At 49.6% G+C, this 19,240-nt stretch carries 19 protein-coding genes; 8 read left to right on the forward strand and 11 right to left on the reverse strand.

Annotated elements, in window-relative coordinates; translation table 11 throughout:
- Positions 1 to 17: 17 nt before the first annotated feature.
- Entirely contained in the window at positions 18 to 818 is an 801-nt protein-coding gene (gene phnC / locus AB3Y96_RS02955) for a phosphonate ABC transporter ATP-binding protein (protein WP_367298444.1), read from the reverse strand.
- A 359-nt stretch (positions 819 to 1,177) separates the two neighbouring features.
- Between phnC and AB3Y96_RS02960 the strand changes: the two genes are divergently transcribed.
- A complete protein-coding gene (locus AB3Y96_RS02960; RefSeq protein ID WP_040046271.1) occupies positions 1,178 to 1,624 on the forward strand; it encodes an antitoxin Xre/MbcA/ParS toxin-binding domain-containing protein in 447 nt (148 codons plus the stop codon).
- Complete coding sequence (locus AB3Y96_RS02965) at positions 1,621 to 2,079, forward strand: RES family NAD+ phosphorylase (RefSeq protein ID WP_367298445.1); 459 nt, start codon at positions 1,621 to 1,623, stop codon at positions 2,077 to 2,079. Before AB3Y96_RS02960 ends, AB3Y96_RS02965 begins: the two co-directional genes overlap by 4 nt.
- Before the next feature lie 5 nt (positions 2,080 to 2,084).
- On the opposite strand, the gene nrdG is transcribed toward AB3Y96_RS02965, so the two are convergent.
- From nrdG to AB3Y96_RS02980, 3 genes are all read right to left on the reverse strand, one after another.
- The gene (gene nrdG, locus AB3Y96_RS02970) at positions 2,085 to 2,549 is read right to left on the reverse strand and encodes an anaerobic ribonucleoside-triphosphate reductase-activating protein (protein ID WP_072307898.1); all 465 of its coding nucleotides are present in this window, start codon (positions 2,547 to 2,549) and stop codon (positions 2,085 to 2,087) included.
- A gap of 175 nt (positions 2,550 to 2,724) precedes the next feature.
- Positions 2,725 to 4,863, reverse strand: coding sequence for an anaerobic ribonucleoside-triphosphate reductase (gene nrdD / locus AB3Y96_RS02975; RefSeq protein ID WP_367298446.1), 2,139 nt, complete (start codon positions 4,861 to 4,863; stop codon positions 2,725 to 2,727).
- A 353-nt stretch (positions 4,864 to 5,216) separates the two neighbouring features.
- Positions 5,217 to 5,801, reverse strand: a complete 585-nt coding sequence (locus AB3Y96_RS02980) for a hypothetical protein (RefSeq protein WP_367298447.1) — start codon at positions 5,799 to 5,801, stop codon at positions 5,217 to 5,219.
- A 205-nt stretch (positions 5,802 to 6,006) separates the two neighbouring features.
- Here AB3Y96_RS02980 and AB3Y96_RS02985 point away from each other — a divergent pair, with 205 nt between their 5' ends.
- Complete coding sequence (locus AB3Y96_RS02985; RefSeq protein ID WP_367298448.1) at positions 6,007 to 6,567, forward strand: hypothetical protein; 561 nt, start codon at positions 6,007 to 6,009, stop codon at positions 6,565 to 6,567.
- A 35-nt stretch (positions 6,568 to 6,602) separates the two neighbouring features.
- On the opposite strand, the gene AB3Y96_RS02990 is transcribed toward AB3Y96_RS02985, so the two are convergent.
- Positions 6,603 to 7,295 carry a pirin family protein gene (locus AB3Y96_RS02990; RefSeq protein ID WP_367298449.1) on the reverse strand — a complete coding sequence of 231 codons (693 nt, stop codon included), beginning with the start codon at positions 7,293 to 7,295 and terminating at the stop codon, positions 6,603 to 6,605.
- 109 nt (positions 7,296 to 7,404) lie between these two features.
- Between AB3Y96_RS02990 and AB3Y96_RS02995 the strand changes: the two genes are divergently transcribed.
- Together AB3Y96_RS02995 and AB3Y96_RS03000 are read left to right on the forward strand one after the other, a co-directional pair.
- The gene (locus AB3Y96_RS02995; protein ID WP_072310273.1) at positions 7,405 to 8,301 is read left to right on the forward strand and encodes a LysR family transcriptional regulator; all 897 of its coding nucleotides are present in this window, start codon (positions 7,405 to 7,407) and stop codon (positions 8,299 to 8,301) included.
- A gap of 28 nt (positions 8,302 to 8,329) precedes the next feature.
- Positions 8,330 to 9,181: a DMT family transporter gene (locus tag AB3Y96_RS03000; RefSeq protein ID WP_046459365.1), complete on the forward strand. Its 852-nt coding sequence runs from the start codon at positions 8,330 to 8,332 to the stop codon at positions 9,179 to 9,181.
- Between the two features lie 188 nt (positions 9,182 to 9,369).
- On the opposite strand, the gene AB3Y96_RS03005 is transcribed toward AB3Y96_RS03000, so the two are convergent.
- Together AB3Y96_RS03005 and AB3Y96_RS03010 are read right to left on the reverse strand one after the other, a co-directional pair.
- Positions 9,370 to 10,341 (reverse strand): TerC family protein, encoded by a 972-nt coding sequence (locus AB3Y96_RS03005; RefSeq protein ID WP_025798939.1) that lies wholly within the window; start codon positions 10,339 to 10,341, stop codon positions 9,370 to 9,372.
- 407 nt (positions 10,342 to 10,748) lie between these two features.
- Positions 10,749 to 11,471 carry a glutamine amidotransferase gene (locus AB3Y96_RS03010; protein WP_367298450.1) on the reverse strand — a complete coding sequence of 241 codons (723 nt, stop codon included), beginning with the start codon at positions 11,469 to 11,471 and terminating at the stop codon, positions 10,749 to 10,751.
- A gap of 180 nt (positions 11,472 to 11,651) precedes the next feature.
- Between AB3Y96_RS03010 and AB3Y96_RS03015 the strand changes: the two genes are divergently transcribed.
- Entirely contained in the window at positions 11,652 to 12,575 is a 924-nt protein-coding gene (locus tag AB3Y96_RS03015; protein ID WP_072310270.1) for a DMT family transporter, read from the forward strand.
- A 36-nt stretch (positions 12,576 to 12,611) separates the two neighbouring features.
- On the opposite strand, the gene AB3Y96_RS03020 is transcribed toward AB3Y96_RS03015, so the two are convergent.
- Entirely contained in the window at positions 12,612 to 13,649 is a 1,038-nt protein-coding gene (locus tag AB3Y96_RS03020; RefSeq protein ID WP_367298451.1) for a Gfo/Idh/MocA family protein, read from the reverse strand.
- Positions 13,650 to 13,724: 75 nt separating this feature from the next.
- On the reverse strand, positions 13,725 to 14,228 hold the full coding sequence (locus AB3Y96_RS03025) for a M48 family metallopeptidase (protein WP_040046261.1): 504 nt from the start codon (positions 14,226 to 14,228) through the stop codon (positions 13,725 to 13,727).
- Between the two features lie 156 nt (positions 14,229 to 14,384).
- On the opposite strand from AB3Y96_RS03025, the gene rlmG reads away from it, so the two are divergent.
- On the forward strand, positions 14,385 to 15,551 hold the full coding sequence (gene rlmG / locus AB3Y96_RS03030; RefSeq protein ID WP_367298452.1) for a 23S rRNA (guanine(1835)-N(2))-methyltransferase RlmG: 1,167 nt from the start codon (positions 14,385 to 14,387) through the stop codon (positions 15,549 to 15,551).
- 154 nt (positions 15,552 to 15,705) lie between these two features.
- A complete protein-coding gene (locus AB3Y96_RS03035) occupies positions 15,706 to 16,869 on the forward strand; it encodes a histidinol-phosphate transaminase (RefSeq protein ID WP_367298453.1) in 1,164 nt (387 codons plus the stop codon).
- A gap of 162 nt (positions 16,870 to 17,031) precedes the next feature.
- Here AB3Y96_RS03035 and qseC read toward each other — a convergent pair whose 3' ends face one another.
- Positions 17,032 to 18,387, reverse strand: coding sequence for a quorum sensing histidine kinase QseC (gene qseC / locus AB3Y96_RS03040; protein WP_072310266.1), 1,356 nt, complete (start codon positions 18,385 to 18,387; stop codon positions 17,032 to 17,034).
- Positions 18,384 to 19,046, reverse strand: a complete 663-nt coding sequence (qseB, locus tag AB3Y96_RS03045) for a quorum sensing response regulator transcription factor QseB (RefSeq protein ID WP_367298454.1) — start codon at positions 19,044 to 19,046, stop codon at positions 18,384 to 18,386. Before qseB ends, qseC begins: the two co-directional genes overlap by 4 nt.
- Positions 19,047 to 19,240 lie beyond the last annotated feature (194 nt).

The raw sequence follows: 19,240 nt of genomic DNA on the forward strand, positions 1-19,240 counted from the left end.
CATGTTGAAGGTTCGAATTAAGCCGCAACGGCTTCGGTTTCAGGGGTAGAAACATTGACGCGGTTTACGCCGCGATAGAGATGTTCAATTTGCTCGCGTGCTAAGTGCGCGCTTTCACCGTCGTAGAAAACATGCCCCTGACGCAGCGCGATGACGCGCTGGCAATAGCGCAGGGCGTAATCCACCTGATGCAGAGTGACCACCACGGTGATGCCGTCCTTTTGATTAATATCGAGCAGGGTTTCCATCACGATGCGGGCGGATTCAGGATCCAGTGACGCAATGGGTTCATCGGCGAGAATCACTTTGGCTTTTTGCATCAGCGCACGTGCAATAGCGACGCGTTGCTGCTGGCCACCGGAAAGCGTGGATACCCGCTGGTGGGCGAAGGAGGCCATGCTCACGCGAGTGAGAGCCTGCATGGCCTGCTGTTTTTGTTCTTGAGTGAACCAACCGCAGCAGGTGCGCCAAAATGGCGTTGCGCCTAGCGCGCCAATCAGCACGTTTTCGAGAACCGTCAGGCGATTGACTAAATTGAACTGCTGAAAGATATAGCCAATATCGCTGCGGCTACGGCGAATATCTGCCGCGAGACGCCCCTGCTTTTGAATGGTGCGGCCTAATAATTCGATGTGGGAATCATCATGACGGTCGCTGGTGATAAGTCCGCTTAGATGGCGAAGCAGCGTAGATTTGCCTGAGCCAGAAGGGCCGAGCAAAGCCACCATCTGCCCTTGTTGAATCTCCATGCCAACGATGTGCAGCGCCTGCTGACCGGCGAATGTTTTACTGAGGTTCTTAACTCGAATAATCGACATGGCGTAACCCTCTTTAGTGAGGTGGTCAAAATTAAGTTGCGCTCATGGTGCCGATTGAAAATGACAAAATGGTTATTTATATGTTGCAGAAATATGAATAGTTGAAGGCGTTAGGATGACAGCCGTAAAAAGGAGGGATGCGAAGCAGATTGCACAAAGCGTGTAATTGAGCCGTGTCCTACAGCGCATTCTGGACAGCGTAATACAGTTTTGGCAACGCATTGAAAACTGATGAAGACATGCGTTGAGCATTTTAATATAACACGATGCGTGGTTGTTATTTGCACGATAGGATTGTCGACTGTGGGTCATAGGTCTATATTAGGCATAGACGTATGGCTAAGTGGCAGGAGGCAAGTATGCGTATGTTCACACCAACTCAGCAGCGGGATGAAAGCACACTTTGGCGCGTAGTGAGTTTTCCACCAGAAGGTAGTATTCAGTTGCTTGAGTTGCTTAAACAGGGATTACCTACTGACGTGATTGAAAATATTCACCAATGGACGGGGATTAATAAGGCCGATATCGTCCAGATCGCGGGGATCAGCGGTCGTCAGGTTTCTCGTAGAAAGAATGGGCCTAAAACGTTATCGCCCGAGCAGAGTGAAAGCATTGCTCGTTTGGTGCGGGTGATGAACGCGGCGATTGCACTTTTTGAGGATGATAAAGAGCAGGCAATCCACTGGCTAACACATCCTGTGCGTGCTTTGGGGCAGACTGCCCCCGCGAGTCTTATCAGCACGGAGAGTGGAGCTATTGCGGTATTGAACCTGATTGGGCGCTTGGAGCACGGTGTATTCTCATGATGGGCTATCGCATTGTTAAAACCAAATTTGCCAACAGCGCATTTACGGGGCAGGGCGCAAAACAGTTTGGCGGGCGCTGGAACCGCATGGGTAGCCCAATGGTGTATCTGGCCAGTTCTATCTCGCTTGCGATGCTGGAATGTTTGGTTCACCTCGAAAGCGCGCGGCTAACCGAGTTTTACTCGCTTTTTTCGATAGAAATTGATGACCGCGATATTAGCTCGCTGGATGTCAGCGTATTGCCTGCTCACTGGCGTCAGGATGAGATCTCGCCGGTAACCGCCGATATGGGTTCACAGTGGATAGCATCGAAGGTATCCGTAGGACTACGGGTGCCTTCGGTGATTGTGCCACAGGAAAATAATCTGCTGTTGAATCCGCAGCATCCAAAATTTGAACGCTATCTAAGCACGGTGGCTGAAGTCCCGCATGCTTTTGATGAGCGGCTGAAATGACGCGATCAGCGCAGCTTGTGAATAACCTGATTCGCACTGCCGCGCCAGATGAGCATCGGATCCTTGAGGTCTTGTACAAATTTTCCGTCGATGAGTACGTTGATCAAATCCACCACTTGACGCTGTGCATCAGTGAGTTCGTCTAGCTTATAGCCTGTCCAAACCCAGATATCTTTGCCTTCACATTCCGCACGCACGCGTTGCACTAGCTTTAGAATAAACGGCACATTTTGCGGATGCAGCGGATCGCCACCGGAAAGGGATAAACCCTGACGCGGAATGCGTGTGTCATTCAGATCGGCAATAATCTGATCTTCCATTTCTTGCGTAAACGGCATACCTGAATTGAGTCGCCAAGTACTTTTGTTATAGCAACCTGGGCATTCATGCACACAACCGGCAACGAATAACGTGCAGCGAGTACCCGGCCCGTTGACGACGTCTACGGGGTAATATTGATGGAAATTCATTGAAAGCTTGCCCATTAGGCTATTTTACTTGCCACTTTGGATTCGGCAGTGCTCAGAATCCTCACGTACTACGTGTACGCTCCGGTTCTTCCGCGCTGGCCGTATCCAAATTGGCTGCGACAATAACGCCTACTGAACAAGCTTAAAGTGCAACCTGTTCAGTAAGTTAACGATATTAGCCAATCTGCCCGTTGTTCAAGTGCTTAACGCGGCGTTTCACTTCTTCTTGCTTACCGGCGTTGAACGGACGAGCATCAGGGCTACCCAGATAGCCACATACGCGGCGGATCACGGAAACCTTAGCCGAATCGTGATTACCACATTTCGGGCAGGTAAAGCCTTTGCTGGTACACTCAAACTCACCGGTGAAGCCGCACTCGTAACACTCATCAATTGGCGTATTCGTGCCGTAGTAAGGGACACGGCTATAGCTATAATCCCAGACGTCTTCCAGCGCTTTCAGGTTGTGCTGTAGGTTTGGATATTCGCCGTAGCAAATGAAACCGCCGCTCGCCAATGGCGGGTATGGCGCTTCAAAATCCAGCTTGTCGTATGGGTTAACTTTTTTCTCAACGTCCAAGTGGAAGCTGTTGGTGTAATAACCTTTATCGGTTACGCCCGGTACAACGCCAAATTCAGCGGTATCTAAACGGCAGAAACGGTCACACAGGTTTTCACTTGGTGTACTGTAGAGGCTGAAGCCGTAGCCGGTTTCTTCTTTCCAGCTGTCGGTTGCCTGCTGTAAACGTGCAACAATCGCCACGGCTTTCGCACGCAGGGTTTCATCGTCGAAGACGTGAGTTTGGTTGCCGAACAGCGCATTCATCGTTTCGTGAATACCGATGTAGCCCAGTGAAATTGACGCACGTCCATTTTTGAAAATATCAGCAATATTGTCGTCGGCTTTCAAGCGAACACCACAGGCACCTTCCATATAGAGGATTGGTGCAACGCGTGCTTTGATGCCTTCCAGACGAGCAATACGTGTCATCAGCGCTTTCTTAGAAAGCTCTAAACGTTCATCCAGCAATTTCCAAAATGCGGCTTCGTCACCTTTGGCTTCTAAAGCGATACGCGGCAGGTTTAGGCTAATGACGCCGAGGTTGTTACGCCCTTCATGGAGCATCTCGCCATTTTCTTCATACACACCCAAGAAGCTGCGGCAGCCCATTGGTGTTTTGAACGAGCCGGTAACCTTAACCACTTGATCATAGTTCAGAATATCTGGGTACATACGCTTGCTGGCACACTCTAGCGCCAACTGTTTGATATCGTAGTTAGCGTCGCCGAATTTGTGGTTTAAACCATCGCGAATGGCGAAGACCAGTTTAGGGAATACGGCGGTTTTACGGTTTTTGCCCAAGCCTGCGATGCGGTTTTTCAGGATAGATTGCTGGATAAGACGGGATTCCCAGCTGGTTCCTAAGCCAAAACCAAAGGTTACAAACGGGGTTTGACCGTTAGCGGTATGCAGCGTGTTGACTTCATATTCCAAAGATTGGAATGCGTCGTAGCACTCTTTTTCGGTGCGGGTTTTTGCGTAGCCTTCTGCGTCTGGAATGTTCCATTCGTCAGCGGTCTTACGATGTTTTTCGAAGCTTGAGGTAACAAACGGCGCCAGAACTTCATCTATACGGTTAATCGTGGTGCCGCCATAAATATGGCTAGCAACCTGAGCGATAATTTGTGCGGTTACGGCTGTTGCGGTCGAGATGGATTTAGGACGCTCTATTTCTGCGTTACCCATCTTGAAGCCGTTAGTCAGCATGCCTTTAAGGTCGATCAGCATGCAGTTAAACATTGGGAAGAACGGAGAGTAATCCAGATCGTGGTAGTGAATTTCACCACGTTCGTGCGCTAGCACCACGTCACGGGGCAGAATGTGCTGTGTCGCGTAGTGTTTTGCCACGATACCCGCCAACAGATCGCGCTGGGTTGGGATGACTTTACTGTCTTTGTTAGCGTTTTCGTTCAGCAAAGCGGCATTGCTTTGCTCAACCAGGCCACGGATTTCCTGATTAAGACGGCCACGTTGTTCACGAGATACGTCACGGTCGTGACGATACTCAATGTATGCACGCGCAAGCTGCTTATAGTTGCCTGCCATCAGCTGGTTTTCTACTGCGTTTTGAATCACATGGATATCAACACGCTCGAGATCGGCCATCTGCATAGCGACTACGCGGGCTACGGTTGCACAATAATCAGTATCATCAACGCCTGCCGCTCGGGCAGCACGCACCACAGCTTCCTTGATTCGCTGTTCGTCAAATGGTACCTGACAACCGTCCCGTTTAATCACTATTGGTTTCACCGCGTCGCTCCTTTTCCCCTTTTGCATGTTATCCACAGCCACAATCCGCGTGCCATAAGGCTTGACGCAGTCTTGTGGATGTTTTGTGGATAACTACTACATATGGGTATGTTCTAAAGTGGGACACACTATATATGGTATTTGATTTAAGTTAAAGCGCAGTAGTTTGACATAGCGCAAAGATTTTTATTTTCGGTAGAAACGTTATACAAACCGAGAGCGAGGTCATTTTTCTTAATGCAACAAGCGTTGTTTGCAGGCGGTAAGAGGATGGTTAATGGAGTGTAGTCAGGGAGGAGAATGCTTGATCAATCTCCACATAAATGGCACTCGCAGTGCGGAAACTGTAGTGGTTATTTGAAAATAAATTGGTAATCAACAATATAACTGCCCACGTGATTAACTCGCGCCATGACCCACACGGCATCCATGCCTTGTTGTCGTTTATTACCGATTTTCAGTTCTTCTTTTGAAGTACAAAGTTCAATCCAGCGTGAAGTATGAATGTCTTTCAACCGCAGACCAGCCTCGCAACGATACCTCCCCCGGTAAGGACCGGGAATAGAAACATCATACTCGCTGATATAATAAATTGTTTTATCTGGAAATAGATAAACGTAAGCATCAAACGCATTCAGCGATAAGGTTAGCCCGAGCAACCCACCAGCGATAAACATACTTGAGATAAAAATACAGTCATTTCTGGTACGAGGTGCAGACGTCAGCCTTGCGGCGCCGATTGTTGCTGCTGTAGCCATAATGCCGATGACAATTAAAGACAGTTTAGCTTCAGAATCTGATTTTATAAGAATGGTATTGTTTGAAATTCTGGATGCCCACGATATATAAAAAATAAATAAAATGAAGAAAGTAATTAAAATAATAATTTCGTAGTCTTTCTTGATGTGTCTGTTTTTATTTGTTTTTATCTTATTCATATCAGTGTCCTTTTGATAAACTGTTTCCATTGTTCAATATTAGATATTAGCAATAAGTGTTGGCATATTATTCAGATAACCATCGGAATAACCAGAGACTGTAATAACATGAATTATTAAGTTTTCCTTAACTGCTCATTATATTGATTTGTACTTAATACATCAGCGACGATGAGATACTCATTGATGGAGCAGCAGAATTAATATGCATTTTTTTAGACTGCTAGAACAATTTGATGCGATCCTGACGCGCAGCTATGGAGTTTGGGGGCATTGGTTTTGGCGTATATTGTGGATTTTAGTTGTCCCTCTTCCAGTCGTTTATGTGCTGTGGGTAATCTTATGGATTGGTTTTACCGAGATCACAGTCGATATACAAAACAACACTGATGTGGATCGACCATTAGTTAAAGTGAATGTAATTGATTCATCGGGTAAGGATTTGCAATCAATGGGCGCTTGTTGCTATTGGGATAAGCAAAGGCGTGTTGAGGTTAATTGGGTTTTGGGTGTGTATCAAGATCAGCGGGTTCAGGGAATTAAAGAAGAAGTTCGACATAAAACGGTATTATTGCCGGAACGTAAACTGGGAACGGTGTATTTGCATGTTCTTTTGCTGCCAAACGATGAAGTGAAAATTTGGTGGGGGCCAGAAAATAATTTTTCCCAATTATCTTGGAATAGTTCTAGTCGCTCCGGTAAAAAGCATTGGTGGTCATCGCGGCATCACTGGGGAGGGAGTATCTGGAAACATACGCGGTGGTGACGGAATTCCCTCTTTAAAAAAGAGGGAAGTCAAAATCAAACCGGCAAATCAATCACCAGCGCACGCAGCGGTGTGATGGCGGTGAGGGTCAGGCTTTCTTCATCATTAATAAAGGCGCCGTCGCCGCAGGCCAGCAACTCGGCGCTATCCTGCGTTTTGTAGCTCCCATGAATCGACTGCACATAGGCACGCGATCCGTGTAAAGGCAATGTGTGTTGCTCGCCCGGTTTAAGATCCAAATGATGTATCCACACCTGCTGGCGCAATTGTAGGCTGCCGCTGTCACCTTCGGGCGAAGCTAGCAATCGATAAGGCTCTTCCACCAGCGAGAGGCGTTGGATCTCGTCGTTTTCCCTTTCTGGGCAAACATTTAGCCATAGCTGCATACGCGTAAGCGGTTTATCACTATTGAGATTGTGTTCGCTGTAGCTGATGTTTCCCTGCGTAGCGAGTAACACCACATCGCCCGTATGGGCTTGTGTATGGCTGCCTTCGCTGTCGCGGTACTCCACGTCACCATCAAGAATAATGTTCAATACGTCGACGCGCGGGAAGGTACGTGGCTGTAATGACGCGCCGGGCGCCAGTACATCCTGATTGAGAACGCGCAGTGACGCATATCCCATCAGCTTAGGGTCAAAATAGTGGCCGAAGGAAAATGTATAGCGTGACTTGAGCCAACCATAGTCAGCGTGTCCGCAGTTTTGGGCTTTTCGTTGTGTAATCATGGCGCTCAAGGCTCTTAATAATCGATATAACCATGGTAAGCGTCTGGACGTGAGATTGTTAGCCAGTTAATCTGGTCGCCATATTCAAATTTCCTGATAGAAGGATGCTATGAGTAAAGATCGCGCGCTGACATTGGAAGCATTGCGGGTCATGGATGCCATAGATCGTCGTGGAAGTTTTGCAGCGGCGGCAGACGAATTAGGCCGAGTGCCTTCAGCTTTGAGCTACACCATGCAAAAGCTGGAAGAAGAGCTGGATGTGGTGTTGTTTGACCGCTCTGGTCATCGTACGAAATTTACCAATGTAGGACGTATGTTGCTCGAACGTGGGCGCATTCTTCTCGAAGCGGCCGATAAGTTGACGACAGACGCTGAAGCGCTGTCGCGCGGTTGGGAAACGCACATTACGGTGGTATGCGAAGCGTTGGTGCCCGCCACACAGCTGTTCCCGCTGGTGAATAAGCTTTCGAATAAAGCCAATACCCAACTGTCTTTAATGACCGAAGTTTTAGCGGGGGCATGGGAACGTCTCGAGCAAGGGCGTGCGGATATCGTGATCGCACCCGATATGCATTTTCGTTCTTCGTCTGAAATCAACGTGCGTAAGCTCTATAAGGTGATGAGCGTTTATGTTGCCGCCCCTGATCATCCTATTCATTTAGAGCCAGAGCCTTTGTCCGACGCCGTTCGGGTGAAATATCGTGGCATTGCCGTGGCTGATACCGCACGTGAGCGGCCCGTTTTGACTGTTCAGCTGCTTGATAAGCAACAGCGTTTGACCGTGAGCACCATTGCGGATAAACGTCAGGCGCTTATCGATGGGCTGGGCGTTGCGACTATGCCTTATCCGTTGGTGGAACAGGATATTGCCGAAGGCCGCCTGCGGGTGGTGAGCGCCGAGTACAGCCATGAAACCGATATTATTATGGCGTGGCGTCGTGACAGCATGGGCGAGGCAAAATCTTGGCTCCTGCGCGAGATCCCTAAACTGTTTATGAACCGCTGATCCTTCAGTGATTTTTTGAGGAGTGAGCATGGATCGTCGCCGTGCGCTATGGCTGATGCACGGTGCTACCGTGCTATTTGGTATTTCAGGTATTTTTGGCAAACTTATTGCCAGCAGTGCCGCCGTCTTGGTTTTTGGCCGTGCGATTTTTGCATTAGCGGCCATGTCGTTGTTATTGATAAAACTAAAACGCCTACCGTGGCGTGAGCTTGATGCTCGCGGCGTGGGGCGTTTGTGCGCCTGTGGCGCGCTGCTGTGCGCACACTGGGTCACGTTTTTTATCGCGGTGAAAGTGGGTGGGGTTGCGGTCGGTACGCTAGGTTTTGCCTGTTTCCCCGCCTTTGTGGCGATTCTGGAAGGGCTGCTGTATCGAGAGAAGCTGTCGTCGGCGGAATACGTGTTAATTCTGCTGGTGACTGTTGGATTGGTGTTGGTTACGCCGAGCTTTAATTTCGAGAACAGCGCAACGGAAGGACTGCTGTGGGGCATTTTATCCGGCCTAATTTATGCGATTCTGGCGTTGGCTAACCGGCATTCGGCGGCCAGCGTGAACGGAACTCAGGTCTGCTGGTGGCAAAACCTTGCCGTTATCGTGCTGTTGTTTCCGTTTACCTATCATGAGCTGCCGCTGGTTAGCGCAATGGACTGGATGTGGATTGCCTGCTTGGGGCTGATTTGCACGGGGTTAGCATACAGCTTGTTCATCAACAGCTTACAGGCGCTGAAAGCGCGTATGGCCGCGATGATTATTGCGCTAGAACCGGTGTACGCCATTCTGATTGCATGGGCGCTGTTCCATGAAGTGCCGAGCCTGAGGATGGTTTCAGGTGGCTTGCTGATTATCTTTGCGGTGGCTTGGTCAGCAAGACGCAGAAGTTAACGGCTTTAAGCAAAAAAATGCCCCGGAAAGTCTGTAATGCTGGTCACTTAAGCATGATTTTAGGGGAAGTACACCGATGGGGTCGTAGCAGCTTTAGCTGCCGGAGCGCCCCGCGGTGTGCTAGCCCCGTGTATCTCGATCTCTTAAACGATCGGCATAAGGAAAGTCCGAGGCATCAAGTTTAACGGTTATTCACTTTGTGATTTCAAACGATCGTTGCGGCGGTTAACAAAGACGTTAATCACCAGCGTCAGCACTAAAATTCCTGCCACTACGCTTAACGATACTGCAATCGGAATATGGTACAGATCCATAATCAGCATCTTGAAGCCGATAAACACCAGAATCACCGACAGGCCGTATTTCAGCATTGAGAAACGTTCCGCCACGCCCGCCAGCAAGAAGTACATCGCACGCAGACCCAAAATCGCAAACAGGTTAGACGTTAATACCAAGAACGGATCGGTGGTGACCGCGAAGATTGCCGGGATGCTGTCTACGGCGAAGATAACGTCGCTAAGCTCAACCAAAATCAGTACCAACAGCAGCGGCGTGGCAAACAACACGCCGTTTCTGCGAGTAAAGAAGTGCTCGTTTTCGATCTTATCGGTCATGCGTAAATGGCTGCGGATCCAGCGCACCAGCGGCTTATCGCCAATATCGCCGTCGTCATCCTTCGCCAAGGCCATTTTAACACCGGTAAACAGCAAGAAAGCACCGAATACGTATAGGATCCACTGGAACTGAGTCACCAACCAGCTGCCGGCGAAAATCATAATAGTACGTAACACAATCGCGCCTAAAACACCGTAAACCAGTACGCGGCGTTGCAGGTTCGGCGGTACCGAGAAGTAGCTGAAGAGCATCAGCCAAACGAACACGTTATCGACGGCCAGCGCTTTCTCAATGAGATAACCGGTCAGAAACGCCAGCGCCTGTTTGTCGGCAACGACGCGCCCCATAGTTTCGCTGAGATACCACCACAGGCCTGCGTTGAACAAGAGGGATAAGCTGACCCATACGAGCGACCAGATTGCGGCTTGGCGCAGCGTCATGGTGGTTGCACCGCGACGCCCCTGCAACAGCAGATCGACGGCGAGCATAATGACGACGATGACGGCAAAACTACCCCAGAGCAGGGGAGAGCCAATGGAATTGATCATGGGAGTATCCTTCGTAACACTCATTAAATACAAAAATCACGATGACGGAGGACGACAGCGACGACTCTTGTCTGAGTTTTAAGCGCACCTCGCCTTCCGGCAAGGTCTCACTTACAACTCGATACCTGCATCACCATGCGACAGCGGAATTAGCCGCGCTCAATGACTCTGGTATACATCTAAGCAAGGCGCTTAGATACATTTTAGCGTAAAGCTAAAATGCGTTGCCTGGCAACCGGGTACGCAGCACGCACCGTAATGACGATTAACCAGCAATGAAGTTACTCCCCTTTGCTTGTAAGAAAATAATGCAAAATATTTCAAAGGTCAATCTTTGGGATGGATTAGCAAAGGGAAAAATGGAGCCATGATTTTACGTGCTGTAAATCATGACTCGTTTAAGCTTATAAACCGTGAACAAATTCACGCAGCAATGATTGGCTGACGGGAGTATTACTGGTGCGGCGTTGAATATCGAGGTATTTAGCCTGATGCTGCGGTTCAAGTTCTGCGATCCAACTCATGTAGCTATGCATTACCGGCCCGTTAAACTCTGGGTGGAACTGCGTGCTGATCACGTTATCGCGATAGCGGATGATTTGGTGTGGATCTTGCTGTGAACGGGCTAAAGCAACCGCGCCTTCAGGTAAACGAAGCACTGATTGCGAATGTATGAGGTTGGCATAGAAGCGCGGCGGATAGTTTTGCAGTGCCGGATCTTGTTGAGCTTCAGGTAACAACTCAATTTCCAGCGTGCCAATTTCCAGCCCTTCAGGATGGTAACCCACCTCGCCGCCGAGCGCGTGTGCCAACAGCTGATGGCCATAACAGGCTCCAAAAATAGGCAGCCCCATACCGATGGCGTCACGTAGCCACATCGCAGCGTATTCGCTCCACGGCAATAGTTCGGTCACCATTGCCGCTGAGCCAGTTATAATTGCACCGCGATAATGCTCGGGGCTGAGCAGTTGTTCACCTGTTGGAAGATTCACAATCGCTACGCTAGACGGATCAATATCGCCCTGTTGCAAAAACATATCGGTAAAACCGCCGTGCTGATGGCGAATAACATCCGGTGCATCACCGGTTTGTAAAATGACTAAGGGTTTTGCCTCAAACTCCGCCATAGAATCTCCTGAGTACCGTCGCCGTTGGGTATTTTCAAATTAATTGAAGCTTTCAAATTAGACGCTTTTTACACATTTTTCTAATGCCGTTGTGAAATATAGAAGGTGGATATAAGAGAGAGTAATGAGATAATGGCATTAGTGATAATAAGCACGATTGATAATGATTAGGATATTGAAATGGCCGTAGCAGGAAAAGCCGATCCGTTGGCGTTTGGTGGACTGGTATTATTAACGCTGATCTGGAGTTATAGCTGGATCGCGATGAAGCAGGTCACGCTTTACATCGGCGCCTTTGATTTTACCGCGCTGCGCTGCGTGTTCGGGGCCTTATTACTGCTGGTGGTGTTAAAACTGCGTGGCCGTGGGATGAAGCCAACGCCTTTTGCCTACACGCTGGCGATTGCCGTGCTGCAAACCTGCGGCATGGTTGGATTAGCTCAGTGGGCGCTGATTAGCGGCGGAGCCGGAAAGGTCGCCATACTGACTTACACCATGCCGTTTTGGGTGGTGATCATGGCCGCGCTATTCTTGGGCGAGAGAATGCGTCGCGTGCAGTATCTGGCGATTGTGGCGGCGGCGGTGGGGCTCTGTTTGGTATTGCAACCGTGGAAGCTGACGGGAGAGTCACTGAAAAGCGCGGTGCTGGCCATTCTTTCCGGCATAAGTTGGGGGGCTAGCGCCATTGTCGCTAAACGCCTGTATCAACGTCATCCTAAGGTAGATTTGCTGTCGCTGACCACATGGCAAATGGTGTACGGCGCGATCATTATGAGCGTGATTGCGTGGCTAGTGCCAGAGCGCCCGATTGTGTGGGATCCCTATGTTTATTTCGCATTGTCGTACAGCGCGATTTTGGCCACCGCGCTGGCGTGGACGCTATGGCTATTCGTGTTGAAGAACTTACCGGCGGGCATTGCGGGCCTGAGTACGCTAGCGGTACCCGTATGCGGCGTTCTGTTCTCTTGGTGGCTACTGGGTGAAAATCCGGGGGCGATTGAAGGGGCGGGCATTGTGCTTATCGTGCTGGCGCTGGCGGTGTTGAGCTTCGGCGGCAAACGCGCAGCAAAAGCCCAAATTCAGCAGGTTAAGCCTGTTCGTTAGTCAAAAAGGCCTCTGATGACAGAGGCCTTTTTCATTTTACCCGCGAGTATTTGGCACAACCACGGTTTCTGGTGGAATAGCGGCATCGGCGGGGAATTCAACCCCTGTCAGCGCGCGAACCTGCGTTAGGATCTTCGCCGTGCTGCGCGATACGTTGATCCCAGCATGCTCAATACTTTGATATTGCACCAGTTTGGCAAATACTTCTGCTTCGTAATACATAGTATTTTCTTGCTGAGCTTGGCTGATGACTTCAGGCTGCCCACTGCGTGGTGTAAATGTTACTTTCTGGCATTCAGATATTTTTTCGATAACTAACGTGCCGTCTTCCCCCTGAATCTCGCTTGGGATATCTGAATTGCTGACCTTGGAGTGAAAAAGAACCACGTCGAATCCGTCGCCTGCGCTGTGCCCTGCGTAGTTCATGCTAACGTGCCCATGGGCATCTACACCGGAATCTAACAGCGTGGCGCTGGCGTTAAGGCTGTCGGGTTCGCCAAACAGAGACACTGCGCTTGCCAAGCAATAGTAGCCAATGTCCATAATCGAACCGTTTGAAAACGCGGGATTAAAGGTGTTTGGGTTTTCGCCGTCTAAATAACGCTGGTAGCGCGAGGAGTATTGGCAGTAGTTCAGGAAAACCTTGCGCAGTCTACCCAAGCGCGGCAGCGCCTGTTGGATCGCTGAGAAGTTTGGTAGGTATGCGGTTTTAAAGGCCTCAAACAGCACGACCTGATTCTCATGTGCGCATGTAATCATACTTTCGACTTCATGCACGTTAGATGCTAACGGCTTCTCACAGATGACATGCTTTTTATGCTGCAGCATCGCCAACGTGTGTGGATAGTGGAAAGAGTTTGGGCTGGCAATATAAACCGCGTCAACCTGAGCGCAACTGCCGAGATCGTCCAGCGAATCGAAAAAATACTGGGCTTTATTCGGCTCGCCAAAGGCGTGTGCCTGCGCTAAATGACGTGAATACACGGCGGTCAGCTGCATTTTCCCCGTGGCATGAGCGGCGTCGATAAAGCTCTGGGTAATCCAGTTGGTTCCAATAACGGCAAAGCGAATCATGGGCGTCTCCGATTGGGAAAATAAGATTTTTCACAGAGTAGCATTTCTTGGATTAATTCGGCGACGCTGGGCAAATTAATACAGCGCGCCAACCAGTTCTAAATGCGTGAGATACATGCGGGTATCGAACTCAAGCTGGTGGTAAGTGGGTTCCATATGACAGCACAGGTTGTAAAACGCTTTGTTGTGTTCTTTCTCACGTAGGTGAGCCAGCTCGTGAACGACAATCATGCGTAGGAAAGCCTCAGGCGCATTTTTGAAGACGGTCGCAACACGGATTTCAGCTTTTGCCTTTAACTTGCTACCCTGCACGCGCGAAATGGCGGTATGTAGCCCTAATGCATGTTTGAGAACCTGAATTTTGCTGTCGTAGCCCACTTTATTAATTTGCGGCGCATTGCGCAGATACTGATTTTTGAGATCGGTAGTGTATTGATAGAGTGCGCGATCGGTGGTGAGCTGGTGTGGCTGCGGGTAACGCTGCAATAAAACAGTCCCCAGACGTTGCTGGTCGAGCAGCTGGCGAACCTGCGTTTGCAGATGTTCAGGATAGCCGGCCAGATAAGTCAAAGACGTCATATTCAATTCCTTCAGGTACAATAGCGGACTATTGTACGTCATGCGCGTGACATAACAATTCTTGAGCACGGTGCTCGGGCGGTTAATACCGTCACATCTGCACAATAATTTATTTTATTCTGCCGCTTAATCAAGCGGATAGATTTTGGAGGGGCGATGAGCCAACTCGAACCGATCTCCGGTTTTTTTGAAGAAAATGGCCTTGAGCTAGAACGCTACCCACAGCAGTCTGATGATCCAACGCTACAGGCGTGGGAAGCCGCCGATGAATATCTGTTGCAGAGTTTCGATCTGTCGCAGGCGGAAGGTCGTCCGGTGATTGTGTTCAACGACGCCTTTGGCGCGTTGGCTTGTGCACTGCATGGTCAGCAGTTATACAGCGTGAGTGACTCTTATGTGAGCCAGTTGGCAGCGCGCCATAACCTTGGTCTGAACGGCATGGACGACGACACGGTCACGTTGCTTGATAGCCTTGCACCCCTGCCGCAAGCGCCTGCTTTAGTATTGATCAAAGTGCCTAAGGCATTGGCATTGTTGGAACACCAGCTGCGTGCATTGCGTGAAGTCGTTGCGCCAGATACCGTAATTATCGCGGCGGCAAAAGCGCGTGATATTCACACCTCAACGCTACAGCTGTTCGAAACTATTCTGGGTGATACCCATACTTCGCTGGCATGGAAAAAAGCTCGTCTGATCCACTGTAAAGTGGCCGAGCGCAACCCTGCACCCGCACAGCCAACAACCGTTTGGCCTCTGGATCTCTGTGGTACTGACGAACCTTACCAGATGCATAACCATGCATCGGTCTTCTCACGTAGCAACTTAGATATCGGCGCTCGTTTCTTCCTTGAGCATCTGCCGAAAGATATCGAAGGTTCGATTGCTGATTTAGGCTGCGGTAACGGTGTTATTGGCCTGAAGGCGCTCGAGCTGAATCCAAATGCAGATATGCTGTTTTGTGATGAGTCATACATGGCCGTTGCCTCAGCACAGATGAACGTCGAAGTTAACCGTCCGCAGGATATGGATCGCTGTGCGTTCCGCGTCGGCAATGGTTTCTCTGGCGTAGACGGCGGCAGCCTAAACGCAGTGCTATGTAATCCTCCGTTCCATCAGCAGCATTCCATTACCGATCAGGTGGCGTGGGATATGTTCGTCGGGGCAAAACGTTGCCTGAAAATTCACGGTACGCTGTATATCGTAGGCAACCGTCATCTGGATTACTTCCACAAACTGAAACGTTTGTTTGGCAACTGCACCACCATTGAAACCAACAAAAAATTTGTGGTTTTAAAAGCGACTAAACTCCCACCGCGTCGTTAGTTAAATTCGCCATATTTGAATTTATAATCATAAAAAGTGCATAACATATTGTGTTGTGCACTTTTTCTCGGTTATGCTCAGTCCTACAGCCGTTTCGCGGCTGGTCAAAATAACGCTTCTTAAAATAAATAATGTTGCTGACAGGGACTTTGCCATGGATCGTCGTACTCTTCTCAAATCTTCAGGTGCAATTCTCGGTGGATTAACGCTAAGCGGTTTGATTAATCGCGCGCAGGCGACGACGCCGGCTAAAGCTGCCGTAATTTCTTTTCCGACTGAAAAAAATCCGCTGCTATTAAATTTCAATGAAAATTCATTGGGCATGTCTGCGCAGGCCAAACAAGCGGTTGTCGATTGTTTGCCGACCGCGTTTCGTTACCCTGATGCGGCACGCGCCGAGCTGATTGAACAGATAGCGGCACATTTCGGCTTGAAGAGTGAAAATATTACTTTGGGCAATGGCTCATCGGAGACGATCCAAGCCGCGGTTCAGGCGATTATTGTACAAGCACAACAGCAGCAGAAAAAAGTGCAGGTGATCGTGCCCGATCCTACTTTTAACTATGCGGAGCTTTACGCTAAACCGCTGGGTGCTGAAATTGTCAAAGTACCGCTGAACGCCAAACTTGAGTTTGATCTGGCGGCTATGCAGGCAAAGGCTGCGGGCTTCGCGGGTAAATCGATTGTCTATCTGTGCAACCCAAATAACCCAACCGCCACGATTACGCCAGCCGCCACCATGGATAGCTGGATAAAAAGTGCTCCGGCAGACACATTCTTTATTGTTGATGAGGCCTATGCCGAGTTTGTTAACGATCCGGCATTTAAAAGCGCTATCGGTCTGGTACAAAGCGGGCAAAAAAACCTGATCGTGACCCGTACCTTTTCAAAAATCTTCGCTTTGGCTGGGCTACGTATTGGCTATGGCATCGCAGCATCTGAAGTCATTGCTCAGGTGGAAAACTTTGTCTCATTGGATAACACCAATACCGCCGGAGCGGTAGCTGCGTTGGCTTCATTAAAAGACAAAACCTTTGTGGCCATGAGCCGTAAATCAATCGATCTGTCGCGCCAGATCGTGACATCAATGCTCGATGAGCTGAATTTGGAATACGTACCGTCGCAGGCAAACTTTATCTTCCATAAAGTGAACGGCGATGTGAAAACCTATCAAGAACGCATGAAGCAGCAAAATATCTACGTTGGCCGTGAGTTTCCTCCAGCGGTGGGCTGGAATCGTTTAACTTTAGGTACTCCGCAGGAAATGCAGGTATTTGTCAGCGTGCTGAAATCGTTTAGGGCGAAAGGGTGGGTTTAAGCATCGCTTAATGCCACCTAGGAGAACTGCCCCAACGGTGTTGCCAGATAAATTGACATCAACCTTTGCTTTGGTAGATGCAGTGTGGCGATAACGTGGAATGTCGAATGCTCCTCCCCCTTATGAAGGGGGAGGCTGGGTGAGGGTCTTACATCCATCTCGTTACCATCTGACTTCTACCCTAAATCCCCCATTTTCCCCATCACTAAAATGCGTGGTCATGCCATGCAGTGTGGCGATGCGTTGCACGATAGAAAGGCCTAAACCGCTGCCGGTTTTTTCTTGCCCAGGGGGGCGGAAGAAGCGCTCGCCAATGCGTTTTAAATATTCAGGGCTAACGCCGGGACCATTGTCTTCCACGCTAAAACTGTGGGCATCTAAGGTAATTTTGACGGTGCTGCCGCGTGGGCTGTACCGAATGGCGTTATCCAACAGATTGCGTACCAGCAATGCTAATAGTAGTGGCTGTGCTCGTCGAAGTGGTGGCGTTTGGTGAATGTCCAACATCAGTTCTACGCCATTGCTTCTCGCTTTGTGGTAATGGTCCATTACGCCAGTTTGTAGGACGTCTTGCAGAGCAATGTCTTGCACGTCGTCTAAGCCTGACAGCGAATCCAGCCGCGAAAGCGTCAGCAACTGATCCACAAGGCGAGTTGCGCGCTCTATGCCTTCCGTGAGGTTGGTTAATGCGTGTTCGCGCATTTCGGCATCGTCTTGCGCGAGCTGTGCGACTTCGGTTTGTACCTTGAGCGCTGCGAGCGGGCTGCGCAGCTCATGCGCAGCATCGGAGGTAAAGCGGCGTTCGCGCACCAGCATATCTCCGGTACGGGTGAAGAGGCTATTAAGCGCCTCAACCAGCGGTTTTACTTCACTAGGAATCGCGTCCAGCGGGAGCGGTGTTTCATCATCCGGGCGGCGTTGATAAAGCCGTTTGGCTAATCTTTTCATCGGAGCTAATTCGCGGCTGACCAGCCAAATCAGCAGTAACACCATGATCGGTAATGCGATTAACCACGGCAAAAGCTGAGCCTTCACAATGTCGATGGCCATCTCTTGACGATAATCCCATTCTTGACCAACCACCACGCGATACTTCCCATCAGGCGTGGTTAGCCATACTAAGCGCCAGAGATCTTTATCACCTTGTAATTTTCCTTCGGTAAAGCCGTCGCGTCGATAGTGATACTGTAAATCGGGGCCGTTATCGCCATCGTTCAACACCATTTTCCCCTCTACGGTAAAAATAGCGAAGGCCAGCGCGTCGTCATCTAAGTCGCCGTGGCTGTGGCGAACCATTTTTTTGCTACGCGGCAGTTGAGGGCTTTTAACCGCTAGATCGCCAATATTAAGCGCGGTTAGACGCTTAGCGAACAGCATTTGCTGGGTATCAAACAGCTCATTGACCGTGTCGCGGGTTTGATTCCACGCTAATGCGCTGGCGCAAACCCACGTGATGACGATAAGCACGATGAAACCTAAAATAAGCCGCAGCCTAAGGCTAAGCGTTAGCGATTTCATGATGCTTCCCCTAGCGTATAGCCGATTCCGTGGACGGTGCGGATAAAGCTACTGCCGAATTTTTTCCGCAAATGATGGATATGCACCTCGATGGCATTGCTGGATACATCGTCGTCCCAGTTATAGATTTTCTCTTCGATCAGCGGGCGAGGCAAAACACGGCCTTCATTGCGCAATAACAGCTCTAGCAGCGCAAACTCTTTCGGTTTCAGGTAAATCGGTTCACCGTTATAGGTCACGGTAAGATTGATGGGATCGAGTGAAACTGAGCTGTGAGTTAACGTTGTTTGCACCTGCCCATGACGGCGGCGAATGAGTGCCTGCAAACGCGCGGTGACTTCAATAAGCGCAAACGGCTTACACAGATAGTCGTCGGCGCCTTGCTGTAAACCGGCCACGCGCTGTTCTAGCGCATCGCGGGCGGTGAGAATTAGTACTGGTTCATCGTGGCCGTTTTGACGCCACGAGCGCAAAATATCGAGCCCGTCCATGCCGGGCAGGCTAAGGTCGAGCACCACGGCGTCGTAGGGGGCTGAGTCCAACGCGCTGAGCCCTTGCTTCCCTTCGGTGAACCAGTCAACGCTGAACCCCATTTTAATCAAACCGGCTTTAATGCCGTCGCCGATCAGTTTGTCATCTTCAATGAGTAATACCCGCATAACTGCGTCCTTTATGCTGTGCTGTATGGTTTTATCTAACTATTTGGCAAGGGCTTTGTACAGCGTAATACCGTGTGGATCCAGCGCCGTAGGCAGTTTTAAAAAATAAAGTTGGTTAAACTATGGGCTTAAGATCTTGTTAAGAACTCTTTGGTGTAATGCATTCCGAAGAGCAAAAACAGCTAACTGTTGAT

It is taken from the genome of Hafnia alvei, assembly GCF_964063325.1.
In the GTDB taxonomy this organism is placed as follows: Bacteria; Pseudomonadota; Gammaproteobacteria; order Enterobacterales; family Enterobacteriaceae; genus Hafnia; species Hafnia alvei_B.